22 protein-coding genes are annotated in these 25,920 nt (G+C 60.8%); 3 read left to right on the top strand and 19 right to left on the bottom strand.

Going from position 1 to position 25,920, the window contains the following annotated elements:
* Positions 1–5: 5 nt before the first annotated feature.
* The 16 genes from ACE3OA_RS05895 to ACE3OA_RS05820 all read right to left on the bottom strand — a co-directional run bounded on the left by ACE3OA_RS05895 (position 6) and on the right by ACE3OA_RS05820 (position 16,747).
* Entirely contained in the window at positions 6–2,426 is a 2,421-nt protein-coding gene (locus tag ACE3OA_RS05895; protein ID WP_374308878.1) for an FAD-dependent oxidoreductase, read from the bottom strand.
* Between the two features lie 36 nt (positions 2,427–2,462).
* Complete coding sequence (locus ACE3OA_RS05890; RefSeq protein ID WP_374308876.1) at positions 2,463–3,260, bottom strand: DeoR/GlpR family DNA-binding transcription regulator; 798 nt, start codon at positions 3,258–3,260, stop codon at positions 2,463–2,465.
* 16 nt (positions 3,261–3,276) lie between these two features.
* On the bottom strand, positions 3,277–5,265 hold the full coding sequence (locus ACE3OA_RS05885) for an ABC transporter permease (RefSeq protein ID WP_374308874.1): 1,989 nt from the start codon (positions 5,263–5,265) through the stop codon (positions 3,277–3,279).
* Complete coding sequence (locus tag ACE3OA_RS05880) at positions 5,262–6,356, bottom strand: glycine betaine/L-proline ABC transporter ATP-binding protein (RefSeq protein ID WP_374308872.1); 1,095 nt, start codon at positions 6,354–6,356, stop codon at positions 5,262–5,264. Before ACE3OA_RS05880 ends, ACE3OA_RS05885 begins: the two co-directional genes overlap by 4 nt.
* 64 nt (positions 6,357–6,420) lie before the next feature.
* A complete protein-coding gene (locus tag ACE3OA_RS05875; RefSeq protein WP_374308870.1) occupies positions 6,421–7,389 on the bottom strand; it encodes an ABC transporter substrate-binding protein in 969 nt (322 codons plus the stop codon).
* 215 nt (positions 7,390–7,604) lie between these two features.
* Entirely contained in the window at positions 7,605–7,946 is a 342-nt protein-coding gene (gene grxD, locus ACE3OA_RS05870; protein ID WP_374308868.1) for a Grx4 family monothiol glutaredoxin, read from the bottom strand.
* Between the two features lie 55 nt (positions 7,947–8,001).
* Positions 8,002–8,928, bottom strand: a complete 927-nt coding sequence (gene rarD / locus ACE3OA_RS05865) for an EamA family transporter RarD (RefSeq protein ID WP_374308866.1) — start codon at positions 8,926–8,928, stop codon at positions 8,002–8,004.
* Between the two features lie 48 nt (positions 8,929–8,976).
* Positions 8,977–9,213 (bottom strand): BolA family protein, encoded by a 237-nt coding sequence (locus ACE3OA_RS05860; protein ID WP_374308864.1) that lies wholly within the window; start codon positions 9,211–9,213, stop codon positions 8,977–8,979.
* Between the two features lie 20 nt (positions 9,214–9,233).
* Positions 9,234–11,429, bottom strand: a complete 2,196-nt coding sequence (gene purL / locus ACE3OA_RS05855) for a phosphoribosylformylglycinamidine synthase subunit PurL (protein WP_374309226.1) — start codon at positions 11,427–11,429, stop codon at positions 9,234–9,236.
* Positions 11,430–11,431: 2 nt separating this feature from the next.
* The gene (gene purQ, locus ACE3OA_RS05850; protein ID WP_374308862.1) at positions 11,432–12,121 is read right to left on the bottom strand and encodes a phosphoribosylformylglycinamidine synthase subunit PurQ; all 690 of its coding nucleotides are present in this window, start codon (positions 12,119–12,121) and stop codon (positions 11,432–11,434) included.
* Positions 12,122–12,124: 3 nt separating this feature from the next.
* A complete protein-coding gene (purS, locus tag ACE3OA_RS05845) occupies positions 12,125–12,367 on the bottom strand; it encodes a phosphoribosylformylglycinamidine synthase subunit PurS (RefSeq protein ID WP_374308860.1) in 243 nt (80 codons plus the stop codon).
* A 95-nt stretch (positions 12,368–12,462) separates the two neighbouring features.
* Positions 12,463–13,227, bottom strand: a complete 765-nt coding sequence (gene purC / locus ACE3OA_RS05840) for a phosphoribosylaminoimidazolesuccinocarboxamide synthase (RefSeq protein WP_374308858.1) — start codon at positions 13,225–13,227, stop codon at positions 12,463–12,465.
* Between the two features lie 161 nt (positions 13,228–13,388).
* Complete coding sequence (locus ACE3OA_RS05835) at positions 13,389–14,357, bottom strand: nickel/cobalt transporter (protein WP_374308856.1); 969 nt, start codon at positions 14,355–14,357, stop codon at positions 13,389–13,391.
* Positions 14,354–14,980: a DUF1007 family protein gene (locus ACE3OA_RS05830; protein WP_374308854.1), complete on the bottom strand. Its 627-nt coding sequence runs from the start codon at positions 14,978–14,980 to the stop codon at positions 14,354–14,356. Before ACE3OA_RS05830 ends, ACE3OA_RS05835 begins: the two co-directional genes overlap by 4 nt.
* Positions 14,981–14,988: 8 nt before the next feature.
* Complete coding sequence (locus tag ACE3OA_RS05825) at positions 14,989–15,891, bottom strand: metal ABC transporter solute-binding protein, Zn/Mn family (RefSeq protein WP_374308852.1); 903 nt, start codon at positions 15,889–15,891, stop codon at positions 14,989–14,991.
* Positions 15,892–15,997: 106 nt separating this feature from the next.
* Positions 15,998–16,747, bottom strand: a complete 750-nt coding sequence (locus ACE3OA_RS05820; protein ID WP_374308850.1) for an NRDE family protein — start codon at positions 16,745–16,747, stop codon at positions 15,998–16,000.
* Between the two features lie 136 nt (positions 16,748–16,883).
* Here ACE3OA_RS05820 and ACE3OA_RS05815 point away from each other — a divergent pair, with 136 nt between their 5' ends.
* Positions 16,884–17,213 (top strand): DUF1476 domain-containing protein, encoded by a 330-nt coding sequence (locus ACE3OA_RS05815; protein ID WP_374308848.1) that lies wholly within the window; start codon positions 16,884–16,886, stop codon positions 17,211–17,213.
* A gap of 5 nt (positions 17,214–17,218) precedes the next feature.
* Here the strand turns inward: ACE3OA_RS05815 and ACE3OA_RS05810 are convergent, their stop codons facing one another.
* Positions 17,219–18,079 carry a GNAT family N-acetyltransferase gene (locus tag ACE3OA_RS05810; protein ID WP_374308846.1) on the bottom strand — a complete coding sequence of 287 codons (861 nt, stop codon included), beginning with the start codon at positions 18,077–18,079 and terminating at the stop codon, positions 17,219–17,221.
* Positions 18,039–19,337 (bottom strand): adenylosuccinate lyase, encoded by a 1,299-nt coding sequence (gene purB, locus ACE3OA_RS05805; RefSeq protein ID WP_374308844.1) that lies wholly within the window; start codon positions 19,335–19,337, stop codon positions 18,039–18,041. The genes ACE3OA_RS05810 and purB overlap by 41 nt, the downstream gene beginning before the upstream one ends.
* A gap of 171 nt (positions 19,338–19,508) precedes the next feature.
* Between purB and ACE3OA_RS05800 the strand changes: the two genes are divergently transcribed.
* Together ACE3OA_RS05800 and ACE3OA_RS05795 are read left to right on the top strand one after the other, a co-directional pair.
* Entirely contained in the window at positions 19,509–21,470 is a 1,962-nt protein-coding gene (locus tag ACE3OA_RS05800) for an FAD-dependent oxidoreductase (RefSeq protein WP_374308842.1), read from the top strand.
* A gap of 8 nt (positions 21,471–21,478) precedes the next feature.
* Entirely contained in the window at positions 21,479–22,528 is a 1,050-nt protein-coding gene (locus ACE3OA_RS05795; RefSeq protein WP_374308840.1) for an AbrB family transcriptional regulator, read from the top strand.
* Here the strand turns inward: ACE3OA_RS05795 and ACE3OA_RS05790 are convergent.
* Positions 22,508–25,909, bottom strand: a complete 3,402-nt coding sequence (locus tag ACE3OA_RS05790) for an acyl-[ACP]--phospholipid O-acyltransferase (protein ID WP_374308838.1) — start codon at positions 25,907–25,909, stop codon at positions 22,508–22,510. The two genes, ACE3OA_RS05795 and ACE3OA_RS05790, sit on opposite strands and share 21 nt — an antisense overlap.
* Between the last annotated feature and the right edge of the window lie 11 nt (positions 25,910–25,920).

Below are 25,920 nucleotides of genomic sequence, written 5' to 3'. Positions count from 1 at the left end.
CCCCCTCAAGCCTTCAAGCGTTCATTCTTGGGATCATAGAGCGGCCCGTCATGACGCGTCGCCGCCGATTGTTCGGTGAAGGATTCGACGACAAATCCCTGCTGGTCGCAGAGGTTGACCGGCAGATAGGCATAGGCAACCGATTTGCCCAGCGTGTAGCTGAAATTGCCGCTGGTGGTGACGCCCACTACCTTCTCCTCTCGAATCACGGCCTCGCCGCCATAGAGGGGCAACGGCTTTTCCAGAGTGAAGGTACAGAGCCTTTGCTTGACGCCCTCCGCCTTCTGCCGTGCCAGCACCTCGCGCCCAAAGAAATCGCCCTTCTTCAGATTGACACGGAAGCCGAGCCCGGCCTCGTAGGGCGAGTAGTCCGGTGTGATGTCGGACGACCAATAGAGATAGCCCTTCTCCATGCGCAAGGAATCGATGGCACGGTAGCCGACGTCACGGATGCCGTGCGCGTCGCCAGCTTCGCGCAGCACGTCATAGACATGGGCCGCATATTCGGTGGGCACATGCAGTTCCCAACCGAGTTCGCCGACAAAGCCGATACGGATCGCCAGCACTGGCGCCGCACCCACGGTGATCTGCCGGCAAGTCGAGAAGGGAAAAGCCGCATTGGAAACATCTTCCTCCGCCACCGACGACAGCACATCACGCGACTTCGGGCCGCAAAGGTTGATCACGGCGCGGGCCGAGGTCACGTCGACAATCTGCACCGAGCCGTCGCGCGGCAGATGGCTTTCGATCCATTGCTTGTCGTGAAGGCCGAAGGCGCTGCCCGTGACAAAGTAGAAGCGGTCCGCCGCTATCCTTGAGAAAGTGAGATCGCATTCGATCCCGCCTTTTGGATTGCAGAGCTGGGTATAGATGGTGCTGCCGACCGGCTTGTCCATGTCGGAGACGGCCAGCTTCTGCAGGGCCGCGCCAGCACCCGGACCGATGATCTCATACTTGGCGAAAGATGTCTGGTCGATGAGGGCCACACCTTCGCGCACGGCCTTGTGTTCCGCCCCGACATGGGTAAACCAATTGGTCTTGGCCCGATCGAAGGCCGGTTCATCGGCGGATTTGACGCCGGCGGGTGCAAACCAATTCGGCCGTTCCCAGCCGCCGCGCGATCCGAAGACGGCTCCCCTGCCCCTCAGCGTTTCATAGAGAGGTGAACGACGAATGCCGCGCATCGTCTCATGCTCGTCGCCCGGGCGGTGCAGCTTGTAGTGATGGCCGTAAAGTTCCACCGCGCGGGGATACATGAAATGACGCGTATTGTGATGGAAATTGAAGCGCCGCACGTCAAGCGGCCACAGATTGAGGCTCGGTGAACCGTCGACGATCCATTCCGCCATCATGCGCCCCGCGCCGCCACCGGCTGCGATTCCGTAAAGGAAACCAGCCGAGACGAAGAAATTATCGAGCTCGGGCGACTTCCCCATGACGAAATCAGAATCAGCGGAATACGGAATCGGCCCGTTGATCAGCTGACGAACGCCCACAGTATTGATGATCGGCGTGCGTTTGCCACCGAGCTGCGCCAGCATTTCAAAACGTTCGAAGTTGCCCGGCAGCAATTCCTGGGCGAAATGTTTTGGAATACCGCCCGGTGCGAATGGCAAGGTATTGGGTTCGTAGCCGCCGATCACCAGACCACGGACTTCCGGTTTGTAATAGACCAGATGATCTGGGTCACGCATGGTCGGCATGCGCTTGGGCACATCCGGCAGCGGGTCGGTGATGAGATATTGATGTTCGACAGCAAAGCTTGGCACGCGGATGCCCGCCATCTCGCCGATCTCATGCCCCCACATGCCGGCGCAATTGACGACCAGATCACAGCTCCACTCGCCTTTGTCGGTCTTCACCACGCTGACGCGGCGGTTCTCGACTGTCATGCCGGTGACCCGTTCGCCGACGATGATGCGCGCACCCTTGTCCTTGGCCCCCTTCGCCAGGGCCTGGCAGACGCCTGCAGGGTCGATATACCCGTCAGAGGGGATGTAAACCGCCGAGCGCACATCCTCTGTGCTCATGATCGGGAAAAGATCCTGCGCTTCCTTGGGCGACAGCTCCAGCATCTCCAGACCGAAACTCTTGGCCATGGTGAGCGAGCGCTTGTTTTCCATCTCGCGTTCGCTGGAGCAGGCCAGGCGCAGACTGCCATACTTCTTCCAGTCGATAGACATGCCCGTCTCGGCTTCAAGCTTGTCATAGAGCTCGACCGAATGGCGCAGCATGCGCGTCACATTGCGTGAGGATCGCAACTGACCGACGAGGCCAGCGGCGTGCCATGTGGCGCCATGGGTGATGCCGCTCTTCTCCAGGATCACCACATCCTTCTTGCCCATCCGCGTCAGATGATAGGCGATGGAACAGCCGATGATACCGGCACCAATGATCAAGATTTCCGCGTGTTGCCGCCCGGTCATCGTCTTCTGTAGCTCCGTTTCAAGAGGTAAAATGGCTCAAGCTGGCTCGGCAATGAGGAGCTCGACGTCGTGGCGTTCGAGTTCATCGCCGAGCGGGCCGGTCGGCTTCTGGTCGGCCACCAGAAGATCGACATCGGCAAAACCGACCGCCGCCACCAGGCAACGCCGGCCGAATTTGCTGTGATCGGCACCGACGATGACCCGTTCGGCATGGCCCAGGACCGAGCGCGAAACGTCCGCTTCGCACAAGTGATTGTCCATGACACCGAGATTCGCATCGAGGCCGGAGGCGCTGATGATCGCCGTCTTGACCATGAATTGCTGCAGGAAGGCGATGGCTGCCGGGCCGAAAGCGGCGCTGTCATCGGCGCGCAATTCGCCGCCGGCCAGATAGACCCGGTTGCCCTCGCCTGTGCTGAGATGCTGCGCGATCGGTGCGGAATTGGTGACGATTGTCAGATTGCGGCGGCCTTTCAGCGCCTGCGCCACATAGATGTTGGTCGAACCGGTATCGAGAAAGACCGATTCCCCGTCGCTGATCTCGTCGGCGATCGCGAGCGCAATCGCCTGTTTGGCAGCCATATTGTCCAGCATGCGCCGCTGCAGCGGCTGGTCATCGCTGCGATCCCGCCAACGCACATTGCCGTGACTCTTTTCGACCAGGCCCTTGGCCGACAGCAATCGCAGATCGCGCCGGATCGTCTCGCCGGAAACATCAAGCGCCTCAGCCAGCTGCGTCACCGCGAGCAGCTGGTCGCGCCGCAGCACCTCCATGATGCGCGCCTGCCGGCTGTTCAGTCGCAGGTCGGAAAGAGCTTCGAGTTCTTTTGCCATATCTTCTTCCCGGACCTTAGCCATGGGCACTGATATTGACCAGCCCTAACCGCTGGCGAGTCTTTTGGGCGGCCGCGGCGGCGAGACGGTCGAGGATTATTCCCAGAAAGGCGACACACAGCCCGGCGACAATGCCGCGACCAGAATCCGCCTTGGTGAGGGCGATATAGACTTCCTGACCAAGGTCGCGCGTGCCGACGAGCGCCGTGATCACCAGCATGCTGAGAGCCAGCAGGATCACCTGATTGATTCCGAGCATGATTTCCGGCAGCGCCAGCGGTACCTGGACGCGCCACAGGATCTGGCGCGGTGTCGAGCCCATGGCCCGCGCCGCCTCGATCACTTGTGGTGAGACATTGCGCAGGCCGTGAGCGGTATAGCGGATCGCCGGCGTAACGGCGAACAGGATGATCGCGATCATGGCGGTGACGTCACCGACACGGAACAGCATCACGACCGGAATTAGATAGACGAAGGTCGGCAGAGTCTGAAGCGTATCGACAAGGGCCGTCGTCACCCGGTTTGCCCAATCGCTGCGCGACGACCAGGCGCCGATCGGGATGCCGATCAATGCAGCAATCACAGCGGAAATGGCGCAAAGATAGACCGAGATCGTGGCCTTCTCCCATTGCCCCACGATCAGGACGAAGGCAATCAATGATGCAATCAACAGCGCCAGTTTGCGGCCACCGAGTTGCCAACCGGCCAGGCTGAGGCCAACGAGTATGGCGAACCAGGGAGCTGCCACGAGCGCCTGCTTTACCGGGTTCATCAGATTGAGGAGCAACCAGGTCCGCACCGCTTCGATCGCATCGAAGAAGTTGATGTTGATCCATTTGATGATTTCATTGAGTGAATCGCCAAGGGTAACAACCAGACTTTTCGGCACATCGGCAAATGCAGGTACATAGACACTCAGCAAAGTGGTCAGGCAGATCCAGGCGATTCCTGCCACCAGATAGGGGTGGCGTCGTCCAAAAGGCAGTCCGACAATTTGGGGGCGCGCTTGCTGCGCCGCCGCGGCCTGACTGATGCGATCGAGACTGACAGCAATGGCCACAATAGCCATGCCAGCAACGGCGCCCTTGCCAATGTCGCCCTGCCGCAGGGCCAGCAGCACGTCGTAGCCCAACCCGCCGGCACCGATCATCGAAGCGATAATCACCATGTTCAGGGTCATCATGATGACCTGATTGACGCCGACCATCAGAAGCGCACGGGAACTGGGAATCATGATTCGCCAGAGCTTCTGTCGTGGCGAGCAGCCGGCCATGTTGCCGAAATCGAGCACTTCCTCCGGCACAGCCCCCAAGGCGAGGACCGTGGCACGGACCATCGGCGGCGAAGCAAAGATGACAGTGGCGACCAGTGCCGGCACCGGGCCGGATCCGAACAGCAGCAGGACGGGCACCAGATAGGCAAAGGAGGGCATCGTCTGCATGAGATCAAGCGAGGGCTGGATGATCCACATCGCCAATCTCTTGTGCCGGAAAGCCAGAATGCCGAAGCCGAGCCCCAGCGCCACCGCGATCGGCACACAGACGATCACGGATGCGAGCGTCAACATCGCGCCGTTCCATTGGCCGAACAGAGCGATGTAGAGGAAGCAGCCGAAGGCCGTCAGTGCCGTGCGCGCCCCGCCATAGGCATAGCCGATCAGGGTGACGGCGCCGATGATTCCCACCCAGGAGAGGCGCGGAAACAACACGGCATCATTTGGCGCCAGCACGCCTTTGGCCAGAACGGCAATGGCTGCTCTCAGCGGAACGTCGAGGATCGCAGCAAGGCCGCGCGTGATGAACTGGATATGTGCGACAAGCCATTTGGACCCGATGCCGATCCATTTGGTCAGCCCCAACTCCCATTTGTCCGGATATTTGACGAGCGGCGCAAGGCTGTCACGCAGCAGCCAGAGAATGACCACGCCGACAAGAAAGCCAAGCCAGATCAGCGGCCAGGGTGAGCGCCGCTCATGGGTTCCGATGGCTGCCATCTCGACGCTCATTGCCGCGATCCGCGTTCCAGCAAGATGTCGAGGACCGATTGCGGCGTAACCTCACCGACTACCTTCCCGCTGCCATCGCGCACGGCAAAGGGCCGACCCGCACCGATGACGCGCGGCGCAATGGCGACGATCTTGTCGCGCGCCGAAACCTCGCCGGCGACGGTGGCGCCACTTCGGGGCTGCATGATCCGGCTGACGCTGACAACCTTGGCCCGGTCGACATCACCGGTGAACTCGGCGACATAGTCGGTGGCGGGATTGAGCACCAGATCCTCAGGCGTTCCCAATTGCACGACCGCACCGTCCTTCATGATGGCGATGCGGTCGGCGAGGCGGATCGCTTCGTCGAAATCGTGGGTCACGAAGACGATGGTCTTCTTGAGGACGCTTTGCAGGCGTTGCAATTCGGTCTGCATTTCGCGGCGGATGAGCGGGTCGAGCGCCGAAAAGGGCTCGTCAAGGAACCACAATTCCGGATTCGCCGCGAGCGACCGGGCAATGCCGACGCGCTGCTGCTGGCCGCCCGACAGCTGTCGGGGAAAATTGAGTTCCTTGCCCTTGAGGCCAACCAGTTCCAGCACCTCGCGCGCGCGCTGCTGGCGCTCTGCCTTGCCGACTTTCTGTAGAGACAAAGGAAAGGCGACGTTATCGAGAACGGTGAGATGCGGCAACAGGGCGAAATGCTGGAACACCATGCCCATCTTGTGGCGGCGGATCTCGATCAGTTCCTGCGGATTCGCGTCGAGCAGATTCCGTTCCTCGAACATCACCGCGCCGGCGCTCGGTTCGATGAGGCGCGAGAGGCAGCGCAGCAACGTCGATTTGCCGGAACCGGACAGGCCCATCAGCACGAAGATCTCGCCTTCGCGGACATCGAGCGTGACGTCGCGCACCGCGGCCATCAGACCCCGTGCGGCCAGTTGCGCCGTCGACAGTTCGTTGATCTCGGGCGCCTCGAAGCGCCGATCCGCATTGACGCCGAACAATTTCCAGACATTTTGGCAGGAGAGTTTCACGGGACCAAGCCCGCCCCTCTCCTCCGCTAGCGATATGTTGAGCGCATCCATGGGCGCTTCACTTGGCACCATCATTCATCCCGGAAAATAAATGGCCGGGCCGCACGAGAAACGGCCCGGCCAGTTTAGGGAATCGAGCCTACTGGGCCCACTGCTTGATTTTGTCCTGATTGGCGGCGATCCAGGCATCCGCCACTTCGTCGAGCGACTTCTTATCGAGATCGACCTGACCAATGAGCGCATTCATCTCATCATCCGAGAATTTCATGTTCTTGGCGATCTTGTGCGCCACAGGCCATTTCTCGGCAAAGCCCTTCCAGGAATATTTATAGATCTCGCCATGCGGCTTGCCGCAATCATAGGCCTTGTCGGGGTTCGAGCCCCAGGCGGGATCGCTGTAGCATTCCGGCGTCCATTCCGGAAATTGCACCCATTCGCCCTTGTACTTGGCCGGCGCCCAATGCGGCGTGTAGATCCACAGGATGATCGGCGCCTGGCGCTGATAGGCCGATTCAAGCTCGGCAAACATGGCAGCATCGGTGCCGGCGTGAACGACTTCGAACGGCAGGTCGAGGGCTTCGACACGCTCGTCGTCAAAGCCGCCCCAGGTGACCGGCCCGCCCAGATAGCGACCCTTTGGAGCCGTTTCGGGAGTCGAGAAGGCCTCGGCACAGCCCTTCAAGGCTTCCCAATTGGGAAGGCCTGGGCACTTTTCCTTCATGTATTCAGGAAACCACCATTCTTCCTTGGCCTTGGGACCGATGGGTCCGAGGTTTTCCGTTTCGCCTGAGGCATCCGCATCGGCCATCGCTTCGCGCGCGGTGGTGTCCCAATATTCCATACCGATGGTGAGGTCGCCGGTGCGCAAGCCGGTCTGGATGCTGGCGAGATAATCGGACGTCACCAGTTCGGTGTTGTAGCCGTAGGATTTCAGAATCTTGGCGAGAATCGTCGCGTTCAGATTGACGCTGGTCCAATCAAAGAGCGCGATCTTGATGGGGTCGGTGCTTTCCGGCCCTTCGGCCGCGGCAGGCATCACCCCGAAACCGGCACCCATGGCCAAAGCCAAAGCGGCGCCCATCGCCTTGCGGCGGAAGGTCATCGTCATTCCACGTCTCCCGGTTTGCCTCGAACGGCCCTGTTACTCAGGGCGCTGTGTATTAGTTCAAAAATTTAGCCACAGGCCTAAATCGTTCGCAAGCCAATTGTGCGATTTTCGTGGAAACGATGTTGATTTGACCACGGGTTCAAAACTGCCAAGCAAAAGGGCCGACCCGCGACATCCGCGGATCGGCCCTCTGGGTAACCGTGATGTAAGAAGGGTCAGGCGGCTTGACTGCCGGCGACACCCTTGTCCTTGAGCAGCTGCTGCAGCTCGCCCGATTCATACATCTCGCGGACGATGTCGCAGCCACCGACAAACTCGCCCTTCACATAGAGCTGAGGAATGGTCGGCCAGCTGGCGAATTCCTTGATGCCCTGGCGGAGGCTCGGATCCTGCAGAATATCGATGCCTTTGAACTTCACGCCCAGATGGCTCAGCACCTGCACGACGGCGGCGGAGAAACCGCATTGCGGGAAGACCGGCGTGCCCTTCATGTAGAGCACGACGTCGTTGCTGCCGATATCGTCGCGAATACGGTCGAAAACGGGGTTGTCACTCATAGCTGGCAGGTCCTTTCTGTCTTTGCTCGCGATATGGCGGCAATCCAGGGCAATGTCAATTGTCGAGGCTGATCACGGGTTCAGCCGCTCGTTCCGCATTCTGCCGCCGGAACAGCCACGGCGCCAGTGAGAAGACGGCGAGCCCCACCCAAATCGCCGCAAAGGTGAGACCATGTGTCACGGTGAAGGGCTCGCCATAGGCCAGAACTGCCAGACTGACCTGGACCGTCGGGTTGAGATATTGCATGAGGCCCAGCGATGTGAGGTCCAGGCGATTGGCCGCTCCGGCGAAAAACAGCAATGGAATTGTGGTTATGACGCCAAGGCCGACAATCAGGATCTGGTCCTGCCAGATGCCGTCCAGGAAATGCCCCTGCCCGGTTCGCTCCAGCCAGATCATGTGAGCGAGCGCCAGGGGAAGCAGCATCAGCGTCTCGGCAAAGAGGCCCAGCATCGCCGGCAGCTTCAGCATCTTGCGACAGAGCCCGTAGATGGCGAAAGTTCCCGCCAACGACAGCGCGATCCAGGGCAGCCTGCCGAAGGCCAAGGTCGTGAGCGCCACACCGATCGCCACAATGACAAGACCGGCGAATTGCACCCGGCTCATCCGCTCCTTGAAGACGAGGACGCCAAGGGCAACGCTCAGCAGCGGACAGATGAAATAGCCGAGCCCAGCCTCAAGGGCCTGCCCACCGGCCACGGCCCAGATGAAGATCAGCCAGTTCGAGGCGAGAAACAGGGATGAAACGAGGAGCCCGACGAGCTTGCGCCGATTGCGGAAGAGCTGGATCACTTCCTGTCGCGGCACCAGAATGCCCGTGCCCAAAGCGGTCAGCACCAGCGACCAGATGATGCGATGGTCCAGCACTTCCGGCGGTGACATGAAGGACGTCACCCGGAAATAGAGGGACATCAGCCCCCAGCTGAGATAGGCCCCGGCGGCATAAGCCAAGCCCGCGCGGTAGGCCGAATGACGCGGCATGATGAAGTGGCTGTCCGATCCGCCCCAATTCTCGGGGGCAGTTATGCGTCAGGCCGCAGGTGCCGAGGTCTGCAGAGCGAGCGCGTGCAGCTCATCGCCCATCTTGCCGCGAAGGGCTGCATAGACGATCTGATGCTGCTGCACCCGCGATTTGCCGATGAAGGCCGAGGAAACGACTTGCGCGGCATAGTGGTCGCCATCGCCACGCAGATCCTCAATGTTCACCTGCGCATCCGGCAAGGCTTCCTTGATAAGCCGCGCGATTTCACTTGCTTCCATGGCCATGGCCATCAACTCCCGTAACTTTACGCCGCACCCATCAGGGTTGGCAGGAATGCTTCATGCGATTGCTTGAGATCCTGGATCGTCATCTTGCGGCCGTCCAGCACCACGGCATCGCCCCCAGTCTCACCGATCTTCTCGATCGGCACACCGGCCGCCTTCGCCTTGGCTTCGATACCGGCCGCGGCAGCAGACGGGACAGCGATCACATAGCGCGCCTGATCTTCGCCAAACCAGTAGCCATGCGACGGCACGTCGGTTTGCGGCGTCGTCAGCGTGACACCCACCTGACCGGCCATTGCCATTTCGGCGACAGCCACCAGCAAGCCGCCATCGGCGACATCGTGACAAGTCGTGATGTCGCCGGCCACGATCAAGCCGCGGAGGAAATCACCATTGCGGCGCTCTGCCTTGAGATCGACCGGCGGTGGCGCGCCCTCTTCGCGGCCCTGCGTTTCGCGCAAATAGATCGACTGGCCGAGCCAACCTTTGCTTTCGCCGACGACCAACACCACTTGCCCCGCCGCCTTGAATGCAACGGTTGCCATGCGGTCGATATTCTTCAGAACACCCACGCCGCCGATGGTCGGGGTCGGCAGAATGCCCTTGCCGTTCGTCTCGTTATAGAGCGAGACGTTGCCGGAAATGACCGGATAGTCGAGAGCGCGGCAAGCATCGGCCATGCCTTCGATCGACAGGGCGAACTGGCCCATGATCTCGGGGCGTTGCGGATTGCCGAAGTTCATATTGTCGGTGATAGCAAGCGGGGTCGCCCCCACGGCCGTGATATTGCGCCAGCTCTCGGCCACAGCCTGCGCGCCGCCTTGCTTGGGGTCGGCAAAGACATAGCGTGGCGTGCAATCGGAGCTCATTGCCAGCGCCTTGCCGGCAACGCCCGGCACGCGCACGACCGCCGCATCGCCACCCGGGCGCTGTGCTGTGTTGCCCATGACGAGGTGGTCGTATTGCTCCCACACCCAGCGACGACTGGCGAGGTCGGGTGATCCGACAAGCGTCTTCAGGGCCGCCAACAAATCGTTCGGCGCCGGTACATCCTTGGCATTGATGACGGCCTGCGCCGGTGTGGGAACCCAGGGTCGCTCGTAGACCGGCGCCTTGTCGACCAGCGGTGCCACCGGCATGTCGGCCTGCACCTTGCCGTCTTTCTTGAGGACGAGGTGGCCGGTGTCGGTGAGCACGCCGATCTCGGCAAAGTCCAGTTCCCATTTGGTGAAGATGGCCCGGGCCTTCTCCATCGCCGCCGGTTTCAGGACCATGAGCATGCGCTCCTGGCTTTCCGACAGCATGATCTCGTAGGCCGTCATCCTGGTTTCGCGCACCGGCACTTTGTCGAGATCAAGTTCAATGCCTAGGCCGCCCTTCGACGACATTTCGACCGATGACGAGGTGAGGCCGGCCGCCCCCATATCCTGGATGGCGACAATTGCGTCGGTCGCCATCAATTCCAGGCAGGCTTCGAGCAGCAGCTTTTCCGTAAAGGGATCACCGACCTGCACGGTCGGGCGCTTTTCCTCCGAATCCTCGGTGAATTCAGCCGAGGCCATGGTGGCGCCATGGATACCGTCGCGGCCGGTCTTGGCACCCACATAGATCACCGGATTGCCGACGCCCGCAGCCGCCGAATAGAAGATCTTGTCCGTGTCGGCGAGGCCCACCGTCATCGCATTGACGAGGATGTTGCCGTTATAGCTGGGGTGAAAATTGACCTCTCCACCCACCGTCGGCACGCCCATGCAATTGCCGTAGCCGCCGATACCGGCAACGACACCGCTGATCAGATGGCGCGTTTTCGGATCGTTCGGTTCGCCGAAACGCAAAGCGTTCAGATTGGCGATCGGGCGCGCGCCCATGGTGAAGACATCGCGCATGATGCCGCCGACCCCGGTCGCCGCCCCCTGATAGGGCTCGATGAAGCTCGGATGATTGTGGCTTTCCATTTTGAAGATGGCAGCCTGACCGTCGCCGATATCGATGACACCGGCATTCTCACCCGGCCCCTGAATGACCCAGGGGGCCTTGGTCGGCAGCTTCTTCAGATGCACACGGGATGATTTGTAAGAGCAATGCTCCGACCACATGACCGAGAAGATGCCGAGTTCGGTCATCGTCGGTTCGCGGCCCATGATCTCAAGCACCAGCTTGTATTCGTCGGCGCTGAGGCCGTGCTCGGCGACGACTTCCGGGGTAATCTTGGACACACTCACGACACGGCCTCCACCAGGCTGTGGAACAAAGCCTTGCCGTCGGTCGAACCGTGGATCGGCTCGATCGCATTCTCGGGATGTGGCATCAGCCCCAGCACATTGCGTTTCTTATTGAGGATGCCCGCGATATGACGGGTCGATCCGTTCGGATTGTAGTTGGTGTCAAGGCGACCTTCGGGACCGCAATAGCGGAAGGCGATGCGGTCCTCGGCTTCAAGCTCATCCAACGTCCGCGCATCGGCAAAGTAGTTGCCATCATGATGCGCCACCGGAATAGAGAGCACCTGGCCCTTCTTGTATCCGGAGGTAAAGCGCGAATTCGCCGTCTCCACACGGAGACCTACGTTGCGGCAGACGAATTTGAGATTGGCGTTACGCAGCAGGACACCCGGCAGGAGCCCCGCTTCGGTAATGATCTGGAAACCGTTGCAGACGCCGATCACGGCCATGCCCTGCTCGGCCCGCGCCTTCACTTCGCGCAGGACAGGCGAATTGGCGGCGATGGCGCCGCAGCGCAGATAGTCGCCATAGGAAAAGCCGCCGGGCACCAGGACCAGATCGACCTTGGGAAGCGAGGTGTCACGATGCCAGACCATGATCGGCTCGCGCCCCATCGCCTGGGTCAGCGCCGCCTTGGCATCGTTCTCGCGATTGGAACCTGGGAATACGACGATCGCCGCCTTCATAGCTCAGTCCACCAGATCGATGGCGTAATTCTCGATGACCGTATTGGCCAGCAGCTTGCCGCACATCTGGTCGACGGCAGCTTTGGCCTTGGCCTTATCGCTTTCCTTGAGGTCGACTTCGATATACTTCCCCTGACGGACGTCATCGACGCTGTCGAAGCCCAGTGCGTGCAGCGCGTTGGCGATGGCACGGCCCTGTGGATCGAGCACGCCGGATTTAAGGGTAATGTGGATGCGGGCCTTCATGACGCTCCCTTTATCGCAAGATAATCAGAACAAAATCTCAACACCTGGAACGAATGGGGCGCCAGAAAGGCGCCCCATTCATCTGGGCAAATGCCCTATTGCATCGTACTCGGGCCCTTCATATCGCGCGGCCCGCCTTCCGGCAGAATCCCGAGCCGGCGCGCGACTTCCTGGTAGGCCTCCTCGACATTGCCGAGGTCGCGGCGGAAGCGGTCCTTGTCCAGCTTCTCGCCGGTCTTGACGTCCCACAGGCGGCAATTGTCGGGGCTGATTTCATCGGCAAGGACGATGCGCATTTCTTCATTTTCGTATAGCCGGCCGAATTCCAGCTTGAAATCGACCAGACGCAGGCCGACGCCAAGCATCAGGCCCGTAAGGAAGTCGTTGACGCGCAAGGACAGCGCCAGCATCTCATCGAGATCCTGCGGCATTGCCCAGTTGAACGCGGTGATATGCTCTTCCGACACCATCGGGTCGCCGAGCTCATCCGACTTGAAATAATATTCGATGATCGAGCGCGGCAGCTGCGTCCCCTCGGCGATGCCCAGGCGTTTGGCCAACGACCCGGCAGCCACGTTGCGCACCACCACTTCGAGCGGGATGATTTCGACCTCACGGACCAGCTGCTCGCGCATGTTGAGCCGGCGCACAAAATGGGTCGGAACGCCGATCTCGCCCAGCCTCACCATCAGGTATTCGGAAATGCGGTTATTCAGCACCCCCTTACCGGTGATGGTGCCGCGCTTCTGGTTGTTGAAGGCCGTGGCGTCGTCCTTGAAATATTGCACCAGCGTACCCGGCTCCGGCCCTTCGAACAGGACCTTGGCCTTGCCTTCATAAATGCGGCGCCGGCGCGACATTTGGGGTTCTCCAATACTGCTAGCCGCGGCCGGCTCGACTCTTGCCAACCGCGCTACCGAGATTCGGCCCTCTTCTAGCAGCATGGGCACCGCAATACAATGATTGCAGGCCGTTCCGACAAGGCCTCATTGTTCTAATATTATCAATATTAATCAATGCGTTAAAGAGAGACCTGCGTAAGCAGACTGGCAGCCAGCAGAATGCTGCCTATGGCAATGACGAAAACCGGTCCGGAGAGGGCCAGCCAACGGCCGGTTCGCCCCCCTTCCGGCAGACGGACTGTCACCTGATGTCGCAGCAGGATGCTCGCGACCCCCAGCCCCGCCAGGGTCAGGCCCATGCCAAGGGCAATGGCCGTCGCCATGGCAATGCCTGCCAGCAGCAAGCCGTTCGCCATAGTGAATAGCAGGATCAGTATGGCGCCCGAACAAGGGACGAAACCTGCCGCCAGTGCCAGCGCTCGCTGCTCCAGCGGCGCATGGCTATGGAACCAGCCGGTATTACCGGCATGGCAGGAATGCGCGTGCCCATGATCGTCGCATCCGGCGTGGTCGTGATGGGGGTGATCGTGCCCGCCCCTCGCCCAGTCACGCAGCATCATCAGGCCAATGAGGACAATCGCGCCATAGCTGGTAACCCGCAGCCAGAGAAATTCATTCGTGGGAGAAACCAGGCTCTTCTCAAAGATGAGACGGGCAATCCCGACCACCACGACCGCGCCCATCACATGGCTGACGGCAATCCACCCCGCCATCGCCACACCCCGCCAAGGCCGCGCTGCCCTCCCCAGGAAGTAGCCGATGACCACCGTCTTGCCGTGGCCGGGGCCCAGGGCGTGAAACACGCCATAAAGAAAGGCCACTGCCAGCCCGCCCCACAGCGCGCCCCTTTCCTCACCTCGCTTGATTGCCATAAGCCGATCGTTGATGGCGCGATTGACCGAGCGCTGCAAGCTGACGAAAGTCCGGCCGATGCTCGTGATGATGCCAGAAGCAGCCGCAGGCGGCGGCGCGGCCGAAGCCCCGCTGTCGACCGGTTTGGCAAAGGGAGAGGCGGTCTCTTGCGCTGACGCCGGCCAAGACAACATGAGCGCAATCATCAGACAGGCAACGGCGGCAAGAATTTTCATTGGCACGTCATCGTCACAATTTGCGGAATGACGAAGCCCCCGAAATAGGCGTGCTCGGGATCGTCAGCGACTTTTGCGCCGCAGCCGGCGCTGCCACCTTCGACCTCTACCGGGCTCTGCTGGGCGAGCAGAACTTCGACGTAGTATTCCTGGTCATAGATGGAAACGGCAATCGTCTCTTGTCGCGGGTTGATTGGATGCGGCAGCCGGTAGGTAAAGACAAACCGCGCCGCGCCATCGGTAATATCCGCTTTGAAGTCAGCCGGTTCCATTTTGCCGAGATCCTTGCCGGCAAGATAAACATAGGTGAAATAGCGAAAAGCGGCGAGATTGGGCAGCGTGCCTGCCTTCAATTGCTCGCTTTCTGCCGGGCTGAACTGCCGGTCGCCATCCGAGTCATATTGGCTCAGCAGATCCTCTGTAAAAATCTCGTCAAACCGCCAGTCCGTACGAAAACCGGAGACTTTCCCGTCTGCCAGAAAAAAGGTCAGACGGTTGTCGATGAAGACATGCGGATGAGCGTGCGCAAATTGCGGCCAAAACGACGTCAGGATCAGCGCGATCGGCAACAGGGCATGACGCATCGACGGGGTCGCCATCTTCTCGGCCAGAAAGGGAGCCAAGGTTTACGTCACTTCAGCGCCCGCAGCAATTCCTGCTGGTTGTGCCTGTAGAGCGAAATCAGATCACTTGCAGGTCCATCGGCTGCCGACAGGGCGTCAGAGTAAAGATCACCGCCGATAGTGACGCCTGTATCCCCGGCAAGACTTTCGACAAAGCGTGGATCGTTCATGTTTTCGATGAAGACAGCTTTGATATGGCCCGACTTTATCTGCTCGACAATCTGCTTCAGATCCTGGGCGGAAGGCTCGGATTCCGTGCTGACGCCCTGGACACCAATGAAATCGATGCCATAGGCATGGCCGAAATACTGGAAGGCATCGTGCGAGGTCAGGATGCGCTTCTTTTCTGCCGGTAGCGCACCGAGGGAAGCTGTCAGTTCGGAATTGAGCGTGCGGAATTGCGCCCTGAGGGCTTCGGCGTTGGATTGGAAGTCCGCTGCATGCTCCGGTGCCACCTTGGCGAGGCCGGCAGCGATATTGTCGATGTAGGTCAGCACCAGCCTAGGGTCCTGAAAAGCGTGCGGATCGGCCGCGCCATGGCCATGGTCGTGGTCTTCATCATTCGCATGCCCTTCCTCGGACTCTTCCGTCGAGGCCAGCGGCTCGATGCCCGTCGTGGCAATTACCAGATTGCCCTTGAATGCAGCTGCATCAATCAGCCGCTCCAGCCATGGCTCGAAACCGAGGCCGTTTGCGACAAGCAGTTGGGCACCGGCAACAGCGCGCTGCGCGTCCGCCGTCGGTTCGAAGGCATGGGCATCCTCATTCGCGCCGACCAGGGTCGTAAGGGCGATGGCATCGCCACCGATCTTCTGGGTGAGGTCGGCGAGGATGCTGAAAGTGGCGACCACGGCCACTTTGTCCGCCGCTCTTGCCGCGGGCTGGCAGAGCAAGACAAAGCCAACCAACATAAACGCCATCCCAAGAAGCCGCCGCATCATCAAGCCTCAATATGCAATGTTATACTATAACATATCTAGCGCGCGACGATGCGGCCCGCAAGTGCTTTTGCTGCAATCAGCCGAGATCGATATCCACCCAGCTTTGAGTCTCAGGCCGGCCGCCCAGAAAACGCCACCGCGGCAAGCGGTCCGAATGGTTCACCGACGGCAAGGCCATCAGTGATGAGGAAACCGTGCCAAAGCCGGTGTTCGATACGATATGCATGGCGTCGAAGACGTCTCCGCCCGGCTCATGCTCGCGCGATTGCAGCAAATCGACCCAGGCATTCCATTCCCCGGCTTCCGGGTCGGGGGCCGCCGCCGCGCGCCAACGCGGGAGAAAATGGCGCGTACGCGGACTGCTCATATCGTTGAGGTCCATGGCCGTGATCATGGAAAGGCCCGGCGGCAACTGCACCGCTTCGATTTCCTGCCCCAGATTGCGCAGCCAATAAGCATGCGTATTGTCGGCCACAACCATGTTGAAGGGTCGGTAAGCGCCGGCGTCCAATTCCTGGAGCATGGCGACCGCCGCCTCGGCATCGGCAAAGTCGAGTGCATCGAGGACCAACTCGCCACGCGAGCGTTTGCCCGGTTGCGGCCCAAGCGTATTACGACGGTTGAGAATGCCGGCAACCACCCCGAAATCGTTGATGCCCAGCCAGGACCCGCCCGCCAGGACATCGCGCCCGGCAACCACCTCCGGCCGGTCCGACCAATGCCGCGACGGTGGATCCCAGGGCCGCTCATGCATCTCGTCTCGGTTGCTGGCGATGAGAATCGGCCAGTCATGATCCGGTCGGGAAAGAATGATGACACTACACATGAGCCCAACCGGCTGAAAACGTTGAAACTTGTAAGAGCGGCGCGCGGCGCCTATTAGACTTGACTGGAAGGCCCCGGCCAACCATTTTTCCATCGAGTTAGTATTGTTTCAGAACCAGTCAAGGGATTGCACGGGTATGACCACTTTCAGCGAGCGCGAAGCCGCCTTCGAGAGCAAATTCAAGCATGACAAGGAGTTGGAGTTCAAAGTGAACAGCCGCCGTAACAAGCTGCTGGGTCTCTGGGCAGCACAGCTCCTGGGCATTGATGGTGCCGAAGCGGAGGCTTATGCCAAGAACGTGGTCGCTTCCGACTTTGACAAGCCCGGTGACCAAGACGTGCTGCACAAGGTGCTGAACGATTTCAAGGCGAAGAATGTCGACGTCAGCGAGCATCGCCTGCGCAAGCAGATGGACGAACTGCTTCTGGCCGCCAAGCAGCAGATCATGACCGAAGTGAAGCTCTGAGACTGCTAGAAGCGGCGGATCAACACCGCCACTTCACGATCGATTTCAAAATTGCAGCGGCGATAGAGCTCTATCGCCGCTGCATTCGTATCCACCACCGTCAATGTCATCGGGGCGTCATTCCGCCCGTTCGTCACCAGGCAGCGCCGCGCTTCATCCATCACCAACCTGCCGATACCACGGCCTTTCTGGCCGCCAGCACGCACCACCGCATTAATGTAGTTGTCGGGTTCGGTGTAGCGCAGCAGACCAATCCCCTGCCCGTTCTCGATCAGAATGCGCGCACGAATGCCTGATTGCTGCAGATAGCGGCGAATCTCCTCGGGCCTGGGCACGAAGGCCCCAGGCACATCGGCAAATCCACTCGTCAGAACCCTGATGTAGTCGTCAACCCAGTCCGGCCAGGCATCGTGCCATTGGGCACCCGCCGGCAGCGGTGCGTCCCTTCCCCAATCAGCATTGCGACAAATCATCTCGCAATCGCTATAGGCATGTCGATAACCCGCCGCCTCGGCCAACGCCCTGTGCGGCGCCCAGACAAGGGTAATGGCGAGCTCACTCGCCTTGGCACCCAACGTCACGGCACGCCGCGCCAGCTCGGCCAGAAGATCCGCAGCGAGGGAGGGACTGAGCTTGCCGCCGGCAAGTCCCACGACTTCGAAAGGAACAGCGCCGTTGCTCCCGATCACGGCATCAAGCAGGACAGCGACGACACCGCGGTCGCGCCAATCGATGATGGCCTGCGGACCGGTATTCAGACGGCCAAGAAAACGCGGCGCATCCATATCCGGGACGGGATGCGCCGCGCAGAACCCGATCAGCGTCTCAAGCGTGGCCGAAAACCCGCTGGAAGATGTCGTCGACATGCTTGAAATGGTAGTCAAGGTTGAAGCATTCCTCGATCTGCTTGGTCGACAGGCGCTTCATGACGTCGGCGTCGGCCTTGAGCTCCGTCATGAAATCCTTGCCTTCAAGCCAGACTTTCATCGCGTTGCGCTGCACCGCCTGATAGGAATCCTCGCGGCTCATGCCGGCCTGGGTGAGAGCCAGCAGGACGCGCTGCGAGTGCACCAGACCGCTATAGCGGTCGAGGTTGGCCTGCATCGAGTCAGGATAGATAATCAACTTCTCAACCAGCCCGACCAGGCGGTTGAGCGCGAAATCCAGAGCGATCGTAGCATCCGGTCCGAAGACACGCTCGACCGAGGAATGGCTGATATCGCGCTCATGCCACAACGCCACGTTCTCCAGTGCCGGATTAACGGCTGCACGCACGACACGGGCAAGGCCGGTCAGATTCTCCGACAGGACCGGGTTACGCTTGTGCGGCATGGCACTCGACCCTTTCTGGCCGGGCGAAAAGAACTCTTCCGCCTCGCGCACTTCGGAGCGCTGCAGATGCCGGACCTCGATCGACAGATTCTCGATCGAACTCGCCACCACGCCGAGGACGGCAAAAAACATGGCATGGCGATCGCGCGGAATGACCTGGGTGGAGACCGGCTCGACCTTCAATTCCATCTTGCGCGCGACATGCGCTTCGACCCGCGGGTCGATATTGGCGAAGGTGCCGACCGCGCCGGAGATGGCACAGGTTGCAACATCATCGCGCGCCGCTGCCAAACGCTGCTTGGCACGGGCAAAGGCAGCGTAATGCGAGGCCAATTTGAGCCCAAACGTCGTCGGTTCGGCATGAATGCCGTGGCTGCGGCCGATCGTCGGGGTGAGCTTGTGCTCGAAGGCGCGCTTTTCCAGCGCCTTCAGCAACCGGTCGAGATCGTCGAGCAGCAAATCAGCCGCCTGGCGTAACTGAACCGCGAGGCAAGTATCGAGCACATCCGATGAGGTCATGCCCTGATGCACGAACCGAGCGGACGGCCCGACATGTTCGGCAAGATTGGTGAGGAAGGCGATGACGTCATGCTTGGTTTCGCGCTCGATTTCATCGATGCGCTCAACTTCCCATTTCCCCTTGGCCCAGATTTCCGCAGCGGCTTCCTTGGGGATGACCCCCAATTCCGCCAGCGCGTCGCAGGCATGGGCCTCGATCTCGAACCAGATGCGGAAACGATTCTCCGGGTCCCAGATCTTGGTCATTTCGGGACGGGAATAGCGCGGGATCATGGGAACCTCGTCGGAAGGGCGTGATTGGCGCCAAATCAGCGGCAAAGGAGCGCAAAGTCAACCTCGATTTGCCGATTTGGGGCCAAAGAGCGGCAAGTTCACCCTTCAAAGCCGGCCCCGGGCGCGATAGGTTCGCCCCAGTTCCCGCCAGTTGACCAGAACGAGCCGAACATGACCTCCTTCGCCCGCCTGTTCCAGCCCTTCGACATCCGCGGCTGCCGCATCAAGAACCGCATCTTCTCGACCGGTCATGATACGACCATGCCGACCAAGGGCGTGCCCAACGAACCGCTCATCGCCTACCACAAGGCCCGGGCCGAAGGTGGTGCGGGCCTAATCATCATGCAGGTTGCCGGCGTCCATGAAACGGCGCGATACACGTCGCACCTCATCATGGCGACGACCGATGATTGCATCCCCGGCTACCGTGCCGTGGTCGACGCCTGCAAGCCCTATGGCACCAGGATTTTCGGCCAACTCTTCCATCCCGGACGCGAGATCATGGAGAGCCAGGACGGCACGGCGCCGGTTGCCTATGCGCCGTCGGCGGTCCCCAATGAGCGCTTCCACGTCATGCCGCGGCCACTCTCAAAGCAGATGATCCAGGAGATCATCGACGGCTATGCCAGTGCCGCCGAGCGTCTGCAGCGCGGCGGCCTCGACGGTGTCGAAATCGTTGCCAGTCATGGCTACCTGCCGGCGCAGTTCCTGAACGAACGCACCAATCTGCGCACCGATGAATATGGCGGCAGTTTCGAGAACCGGCTGCGCTTCACCCGTGAAGTGGCGCAAGCCATCCGCGCCAAGGTCGGTCCCGACATGGTCATAGGCCTGCGCATCAGCGGCGATGACAAGGATTACAATGGCCTGCAGGAGAGCGAGAGCCTGGCGGCGATCGTCGCCCTTGATGACGTGATGGACTATTTCAACGTCATTGCCGGCTCGTCGGCGAGCTTTGGCGGCGCCGTCCATATCGCGCCGCCGATGGCCTTCGCCAATGGCTATGTGGCCCCATTCGCCGCGGCCGTGAAGGCCAAGGTGAAAGCTGCCGTGTTGGTGGCTGGCCGCATCAACCAGCCACAGGATGCGGAGAAGATTCTGGCCGGCGGGTCGGCTGACCTCATCGGCATGACCCGCGCCATGATCTGCGATCCCGAGATGCCAGCCAAAGCCGAGGCCGGCCGGCTCGACGACATCCGAGCCTGCATCGGGTGCAACCAGGCCTGCATTGGCCATTTCCATATGGGCTACCCGATCTCGTGCATCCAGCATCCGGAAACTGGCCGCGAGATTGCCTATGGCACACGCAAGCCGATCCAGCGCAAGAAAAAGATCCTCATTGCCGGTGGCGGCCCCGGCGGCATGAAGGCTGCCGCCGTCGCCTCGGAACGCGGCCACCAGGTCATCCTGTGCGAGGCCGGAGACCGCCTCGGCGGCCAGGCGCTGCTCGCGCAATTGCTGCCGAGCCGTGCTGAGTTCGGCGGCATCATCACCAACCTGACCCGCGAAGTGCAATTGGGCGGTGCCGAGATACGGACGCGAACCAAGGTCACCCGCGCCTTGGTCGACGCGGAGAGGCCAGACGCCGTCATCATTGCAACCGGCGCCAAACCTCGCAGCGCAGTCGACGCTGGCGTGGAAGGCGTTGACAGCGGCCATGTCGTCAGCGCCTGGGACGTCATCCGTGACCAGGTCAATATCGGCAGTTCGGTCGTCGTGGCCGATTGGCGCTGTGACTGGATCGGGATGGGGCTCGCAGAGAAGCTGGCCCGCGCCGGCTGCCGGGTGCGACTCTGTGTCGATGGCTATATGGCCGGCCAACGCATCCACCAATATGTTCGAGACCATTGGGTCGGCGAATTGCACAAACTCAATGTCGAGATCATCCCCTATGCCCGGCTCTATGGCGTGGACGGCGATACGGCCTATTTCCAGCATGCGACCAGCAACGAGCCGATCATATTCGAGGCGGTCGATACCGTCGTCGCCTCCCTTGGCCATGAACGCCAAGGCGAACTCGAGGAAGAATTGGCCAGCTGGGGTGGCGAGATCCATGTCATCGGCGATTGCCTGACGCCACGAACGGCCGAGGAAGCTGTCCTGGAAGGCCTCAAGGCGACGGCCGAGATCTGACGTCCAAGATGGACCTGCCGCTCTCGCCCTCGACCCGCGCCAGGATCCTCTGCCTGCTGCTTGGTGCCGTTGGCGGCGGGGTTTTCTATCTGCTGCACTTGCCGCTGCCCTGGATGATGGGAGCGATGACCTTTACCACGGTCGCCGCTGTCGCTGGCGTGCGCATCGCCCTGATGCCGCGGGTGCGCATGATCTTCGTGGCGATCCTGGGCATCATGCTGGGCAGCGCCTTCACCCCACAGATGCTCGACCATTTGCAATATTGGGCTATCAGCTTCCTTTGGCTCGCCCTCTACGTGGTAGTCACGACCTACCTGGTCCGTCTCTATTACATCCGTTTTGCCGGATATGATGACGTTACCGCCTATTTCGCCGCGGCCCCCGGCGGCCTTTCGGAAATGATCATGGCCGGCAGCGCCTTCGGTGGCGACGAAGCCCGCATTTCGCTGGCCCATGGCGCGCGCATCCTGGTCGCCGTGTTCATACTTTCCTTCGGCTATCGCTGGCTGGGCGGTTACACCCCCGCCAGCGCCATCACCGTTACCAGTTCGCATCCTTTAGAAGTCGCCGATCTGCTTTGGCTTGGGGGCGCCGGCTTTCTTGGCTTCTTCGGTGCCCGCCTGCTGAAGCTGCCGGCCTACGCCCTGGTTGGCCCCATGATCGTCAGCGCCGGATTGCATGTCGCCGGAATCACCGCTTCCCGCCCACCGGCGGAGCTTGTGGCCGTTGCGCAGATCGTGGTCGGATCGATGATCGGCGCCCGCTTCACAGGGTTGCCGCTGCGACTTGTGGTGCGAGGCATTCTGCTGGCCATCGGCGCCACGTCTCTATTGCTGCTCGTCGCAGTCGGTTTCGGCGTTGCTGTCGACGTAACGGCGAACATGCCTTTCGGCTCAGCACTCCTCGCTTTTTCGCCCGGCGGATTGGCCGAGATGAGCCTGATAGCACTTGCCCTCGGCATCGACGCAGCCTATGTCTCCAGCCACCACGTCGTGCGCATCTTCATGATTGTCGTGGCGGCCCCGCTCGTCTTTCGCCTACTGCGCCGCAAGGGTTAGGGCCATCGCTTTTAACCGCTTGAGATCGGTCTTGCCGGTACCGAGAACCGGCAATTCCTCGATACGGTGCAAGTCCGCCGCCTTCGGGACCCAGATCTTCGGTAGGCCAGAACTATTGAGACCCTGCCAGACCAACTCCGGCGCCATGCTCTCATCGGCCATGTAGAAGCCGATCAGTCGTTCACCCTTGGCCGCATCCGGTACGGCAGTCACATTGGCGCCATTGACACCGGGAATTTGCAGCATCGCTTCCTCGACCTTCAGATGCGGCACCATCTCGCCACCGATCTTGGAGAAGCGCGACAACCGGTCAGTGATGCGAATGAAGCCATCTTCGTCAAGCACGGCAATATCGCCGGTCACATACCAGCCTTCGCGGATCACTTCGGCCGTCTTCACCGGGTTGTTGAGGTAGCCGACCATGCGGCCGGGTCCCTTCAGCAACAGCAGCCCCTCCTCGCCTTCCTTAAGATCGGCATAGGTTTCCGGATCGACGATCCGGGCAGCTACACCTGGCACTGGATGCCCCACGGTTCCGGGCTTGTGCCCGGTCTGGCTTTCACCGGCCTCCATGACGTTGGGCACATTGACCGAAACCACCGGCCCCATCTCCGTCGCACCATAGCCCTCCAGCATATCGAGGCCGAACTTCTCCTTGAACGCCACGGCAAGATCCGGCCGCAATCTCTCAGCCCCGACCACGACATGCCGCAAACTGGCGAAGTCCTCCGGTGGGCAGATGCGCAAATAGGCCTGACAGAAGGTCGGCGTCGAAATCAGGATCGTCGCCTTGTACTTGCGAACCAATCCGCCGATCGTTTTCGCGTCCAGTGGATTGGCGTGATAGACCGCGCCGATCCCGATCACCAGCGGCAGGCAAAGCGTGCCGGTAAATCCAAATGAATGGAAAAAGGGCAAGACACCGACCACGCGGTCATCCCGCTGCACCCAGAGAATTTGCGCGATCGCCTCAAGGTTGGAGACGACATTGTGCTGCGACAGCATGACGCCCTTCGGCTCGCCGGTGGAGCCTGAACTGAACATCACGGTGCAGAGGTCATCGACCGATTGCCCGCGCGGTGCCGCGAGGCGCACGAGGAGCGAGGTCGGTGTGAGGAAAGTCACCGCATACATCAGTAGCTGCGCCAGCTTGCTCTGCCCAGCCAGCAACTCCTCGACATAGATCATGTCGGGGCGCTCGGCGAGCTTCGCCTTGGTAAGGAAGGCACGGGCCGTGACGATTGTCTTGATGCCGCATTGTTGAATGGCCGACTCCAGCGACTCCGCGCCGATGGTGAAGTTGAGATTGACCGGAATCTTCCCGGCCAGCATCAGCCCCATATTGACCAAGGCCCCGCCGACGGAGCTCGGCAACAGGACACCCACCATGCGGTCATCAGGCCGCTCTCGAGCAAACCACCGGCCGAGCAGGCGCGATCCCGTCAACGCCGCGCCGAAATTCATTTCGCGACCGAGAGAGTCCGCCAGCGCCATGCGGAACCAGCGTTTCTTGGCCGATTGGATGAAACGGATGGCGACCAAGTCGTCAACCTTGCGGCGGACGCGGAAGGCATCGCCCCCCATTTCCAGCAGCTTCTGCCGCACATTCCAGGCACGCGCACCAGATGGCAGCGGTTTCCCGAAGGTGATCGTGACCGGATAGAACAGCCGGCTCGGCCACTTCCAGAAGAATCTGCCGTCCTTGAAGCTGAAGATCGAACCCCAGACCTGATCCAGATGGACCGGGATTACCGGCACATCGATCCCGTCGACAATACGCTCGAAACCGCGCTTGAAGGGCAGCATGTTGCCGGTGCGGCTGATGGCGCCTTCGGCGAAAATGCAGACGACATGCCCGCCTTCCAATTCCGCGCGCGCCCGCTTGATGGGTTCCAGCACCTTGCCGCCGCCGGTCGGAATGGCGCGCATCAACTTCAAGAAACGGCCGAGACCCGGAATGTTGAAGAACGGCGCATAAACCATGAAGCGCACGAAGCGCTGCACGCAGGAGCCGACCAACAGGCCATCGACGAAGGAGAGATGATTGCACACCAATAGCGCCGGGCCATTGAGTGGCACATTCTCCGCCCCGACGATGCGGATGCGATAGATGGAGTGCGTGAACAACCATAACCCGAAGCGAATGAAAAAGTCCGGCAAGAGGAAGAAGATGTAACCCGTAACCAGGAACGAGAGGATGCCGCCTGCGAAGATGATGAGGTCCGGCGCCAGCCGCATGACGCTGCCGAACAGGAACACGCTGCCAGCGGCGAGCAGGATAGCCGCGAAATTGACCACATTATTTGCAGCGATGATGCGGCCGCGGGATTCGGTCGCCGATTTCTGCTGCAGCATGGCATTGAGCGGCACGGCATAGAACCCGCCGAAGAATCCGAGGAGGGCAAGGCAGATGACGGCACCCGTCGGTGTGTCCGCCCCCACCACAACCAGGGACATGAAGCCCATACCGACCGAGCCGATCGGCACCAGACCGAGTTCCACCTTGTGACCAGACAGGCGCCCGGCGACGATGCTGCCGACGCCGATACCGATCGCAACCGCGCCCCACAACATGCCGGTCAGGCCCTCGCTCAGGCCCAGGACCTGCGTGCCGTAAAGCGGAATCGAAGATTGCAGCAGGGCACCCAGAAACCAGAACCAGGATAGGCCCAGCACCGTCAGCCAGAGCCGACGATTGTGGATCAGTTCGGACATGCCCTTGTCGATGCCGGCAAGCGGGTTGAGCTGGAAGCTCGGCCGCGTCACCGGCACAGGCGTGCGGCCGATGCCGAAGGCGCAGAGCGTCCCGATGACCGCCACGGACAGGGTGAACAGACCGATATAGAGCGGATGATCTGCAGCGGATTGATAGAGCTGCCCACCGATCCAAGTGCCGACGATGATAGCGAGGAAGGTGCTCATCTCGATCAGCGCATTGCCGCGCGAGAGGTCACGATCCGGCAACAACTCGGGGAGCGAGGCGTATTTGGCCGGGCTGAAGAAGCAGGAGTGGGTGGCCATCAGGAACATAACCACCAGCAGCAGACTGAGGTCGCTCCACAGGAAACCGAGGAGGCCGATCAGCATCGCCAGGATTTCCAGTGATTTGGTGACGATGAGGACATTGCGCTTGGAATACCGGTCGGCGAATTGCCCCGCATAACCGGAAAACAGCAGATAGGGCGCCACGAACAAGGCGCCGATGACGGTGATATAGGTCGTCGCCAGCCAGCCATCCGGGTGCTGCGCGGCCAGGTCGATAGCGAAGAACGTAACGGCAAAACGATAGATGTTGTCGTTGAGCGCACCGAGGAACTGCGTCAGCAGCATCCAGCCGAAGCCTGGATCGAGAAAGAGCCGCGCATAGGACCGATCGTTCATCTTCAGACTTT

Source organism: Dongia sp. (assembly GCF_041906375.1).
Taxonomy (GTDB): domain Bacteria; phylum Pseudomonadota; class Alphaproteobacteria; order Dongiales; family Dongiaceae; genus Dongia.
The sequence above is the reverse complement of the archived record's forward strand: the minus strand, read 5'-3'. Positions and strand labels throughout refer to the sequence as shown.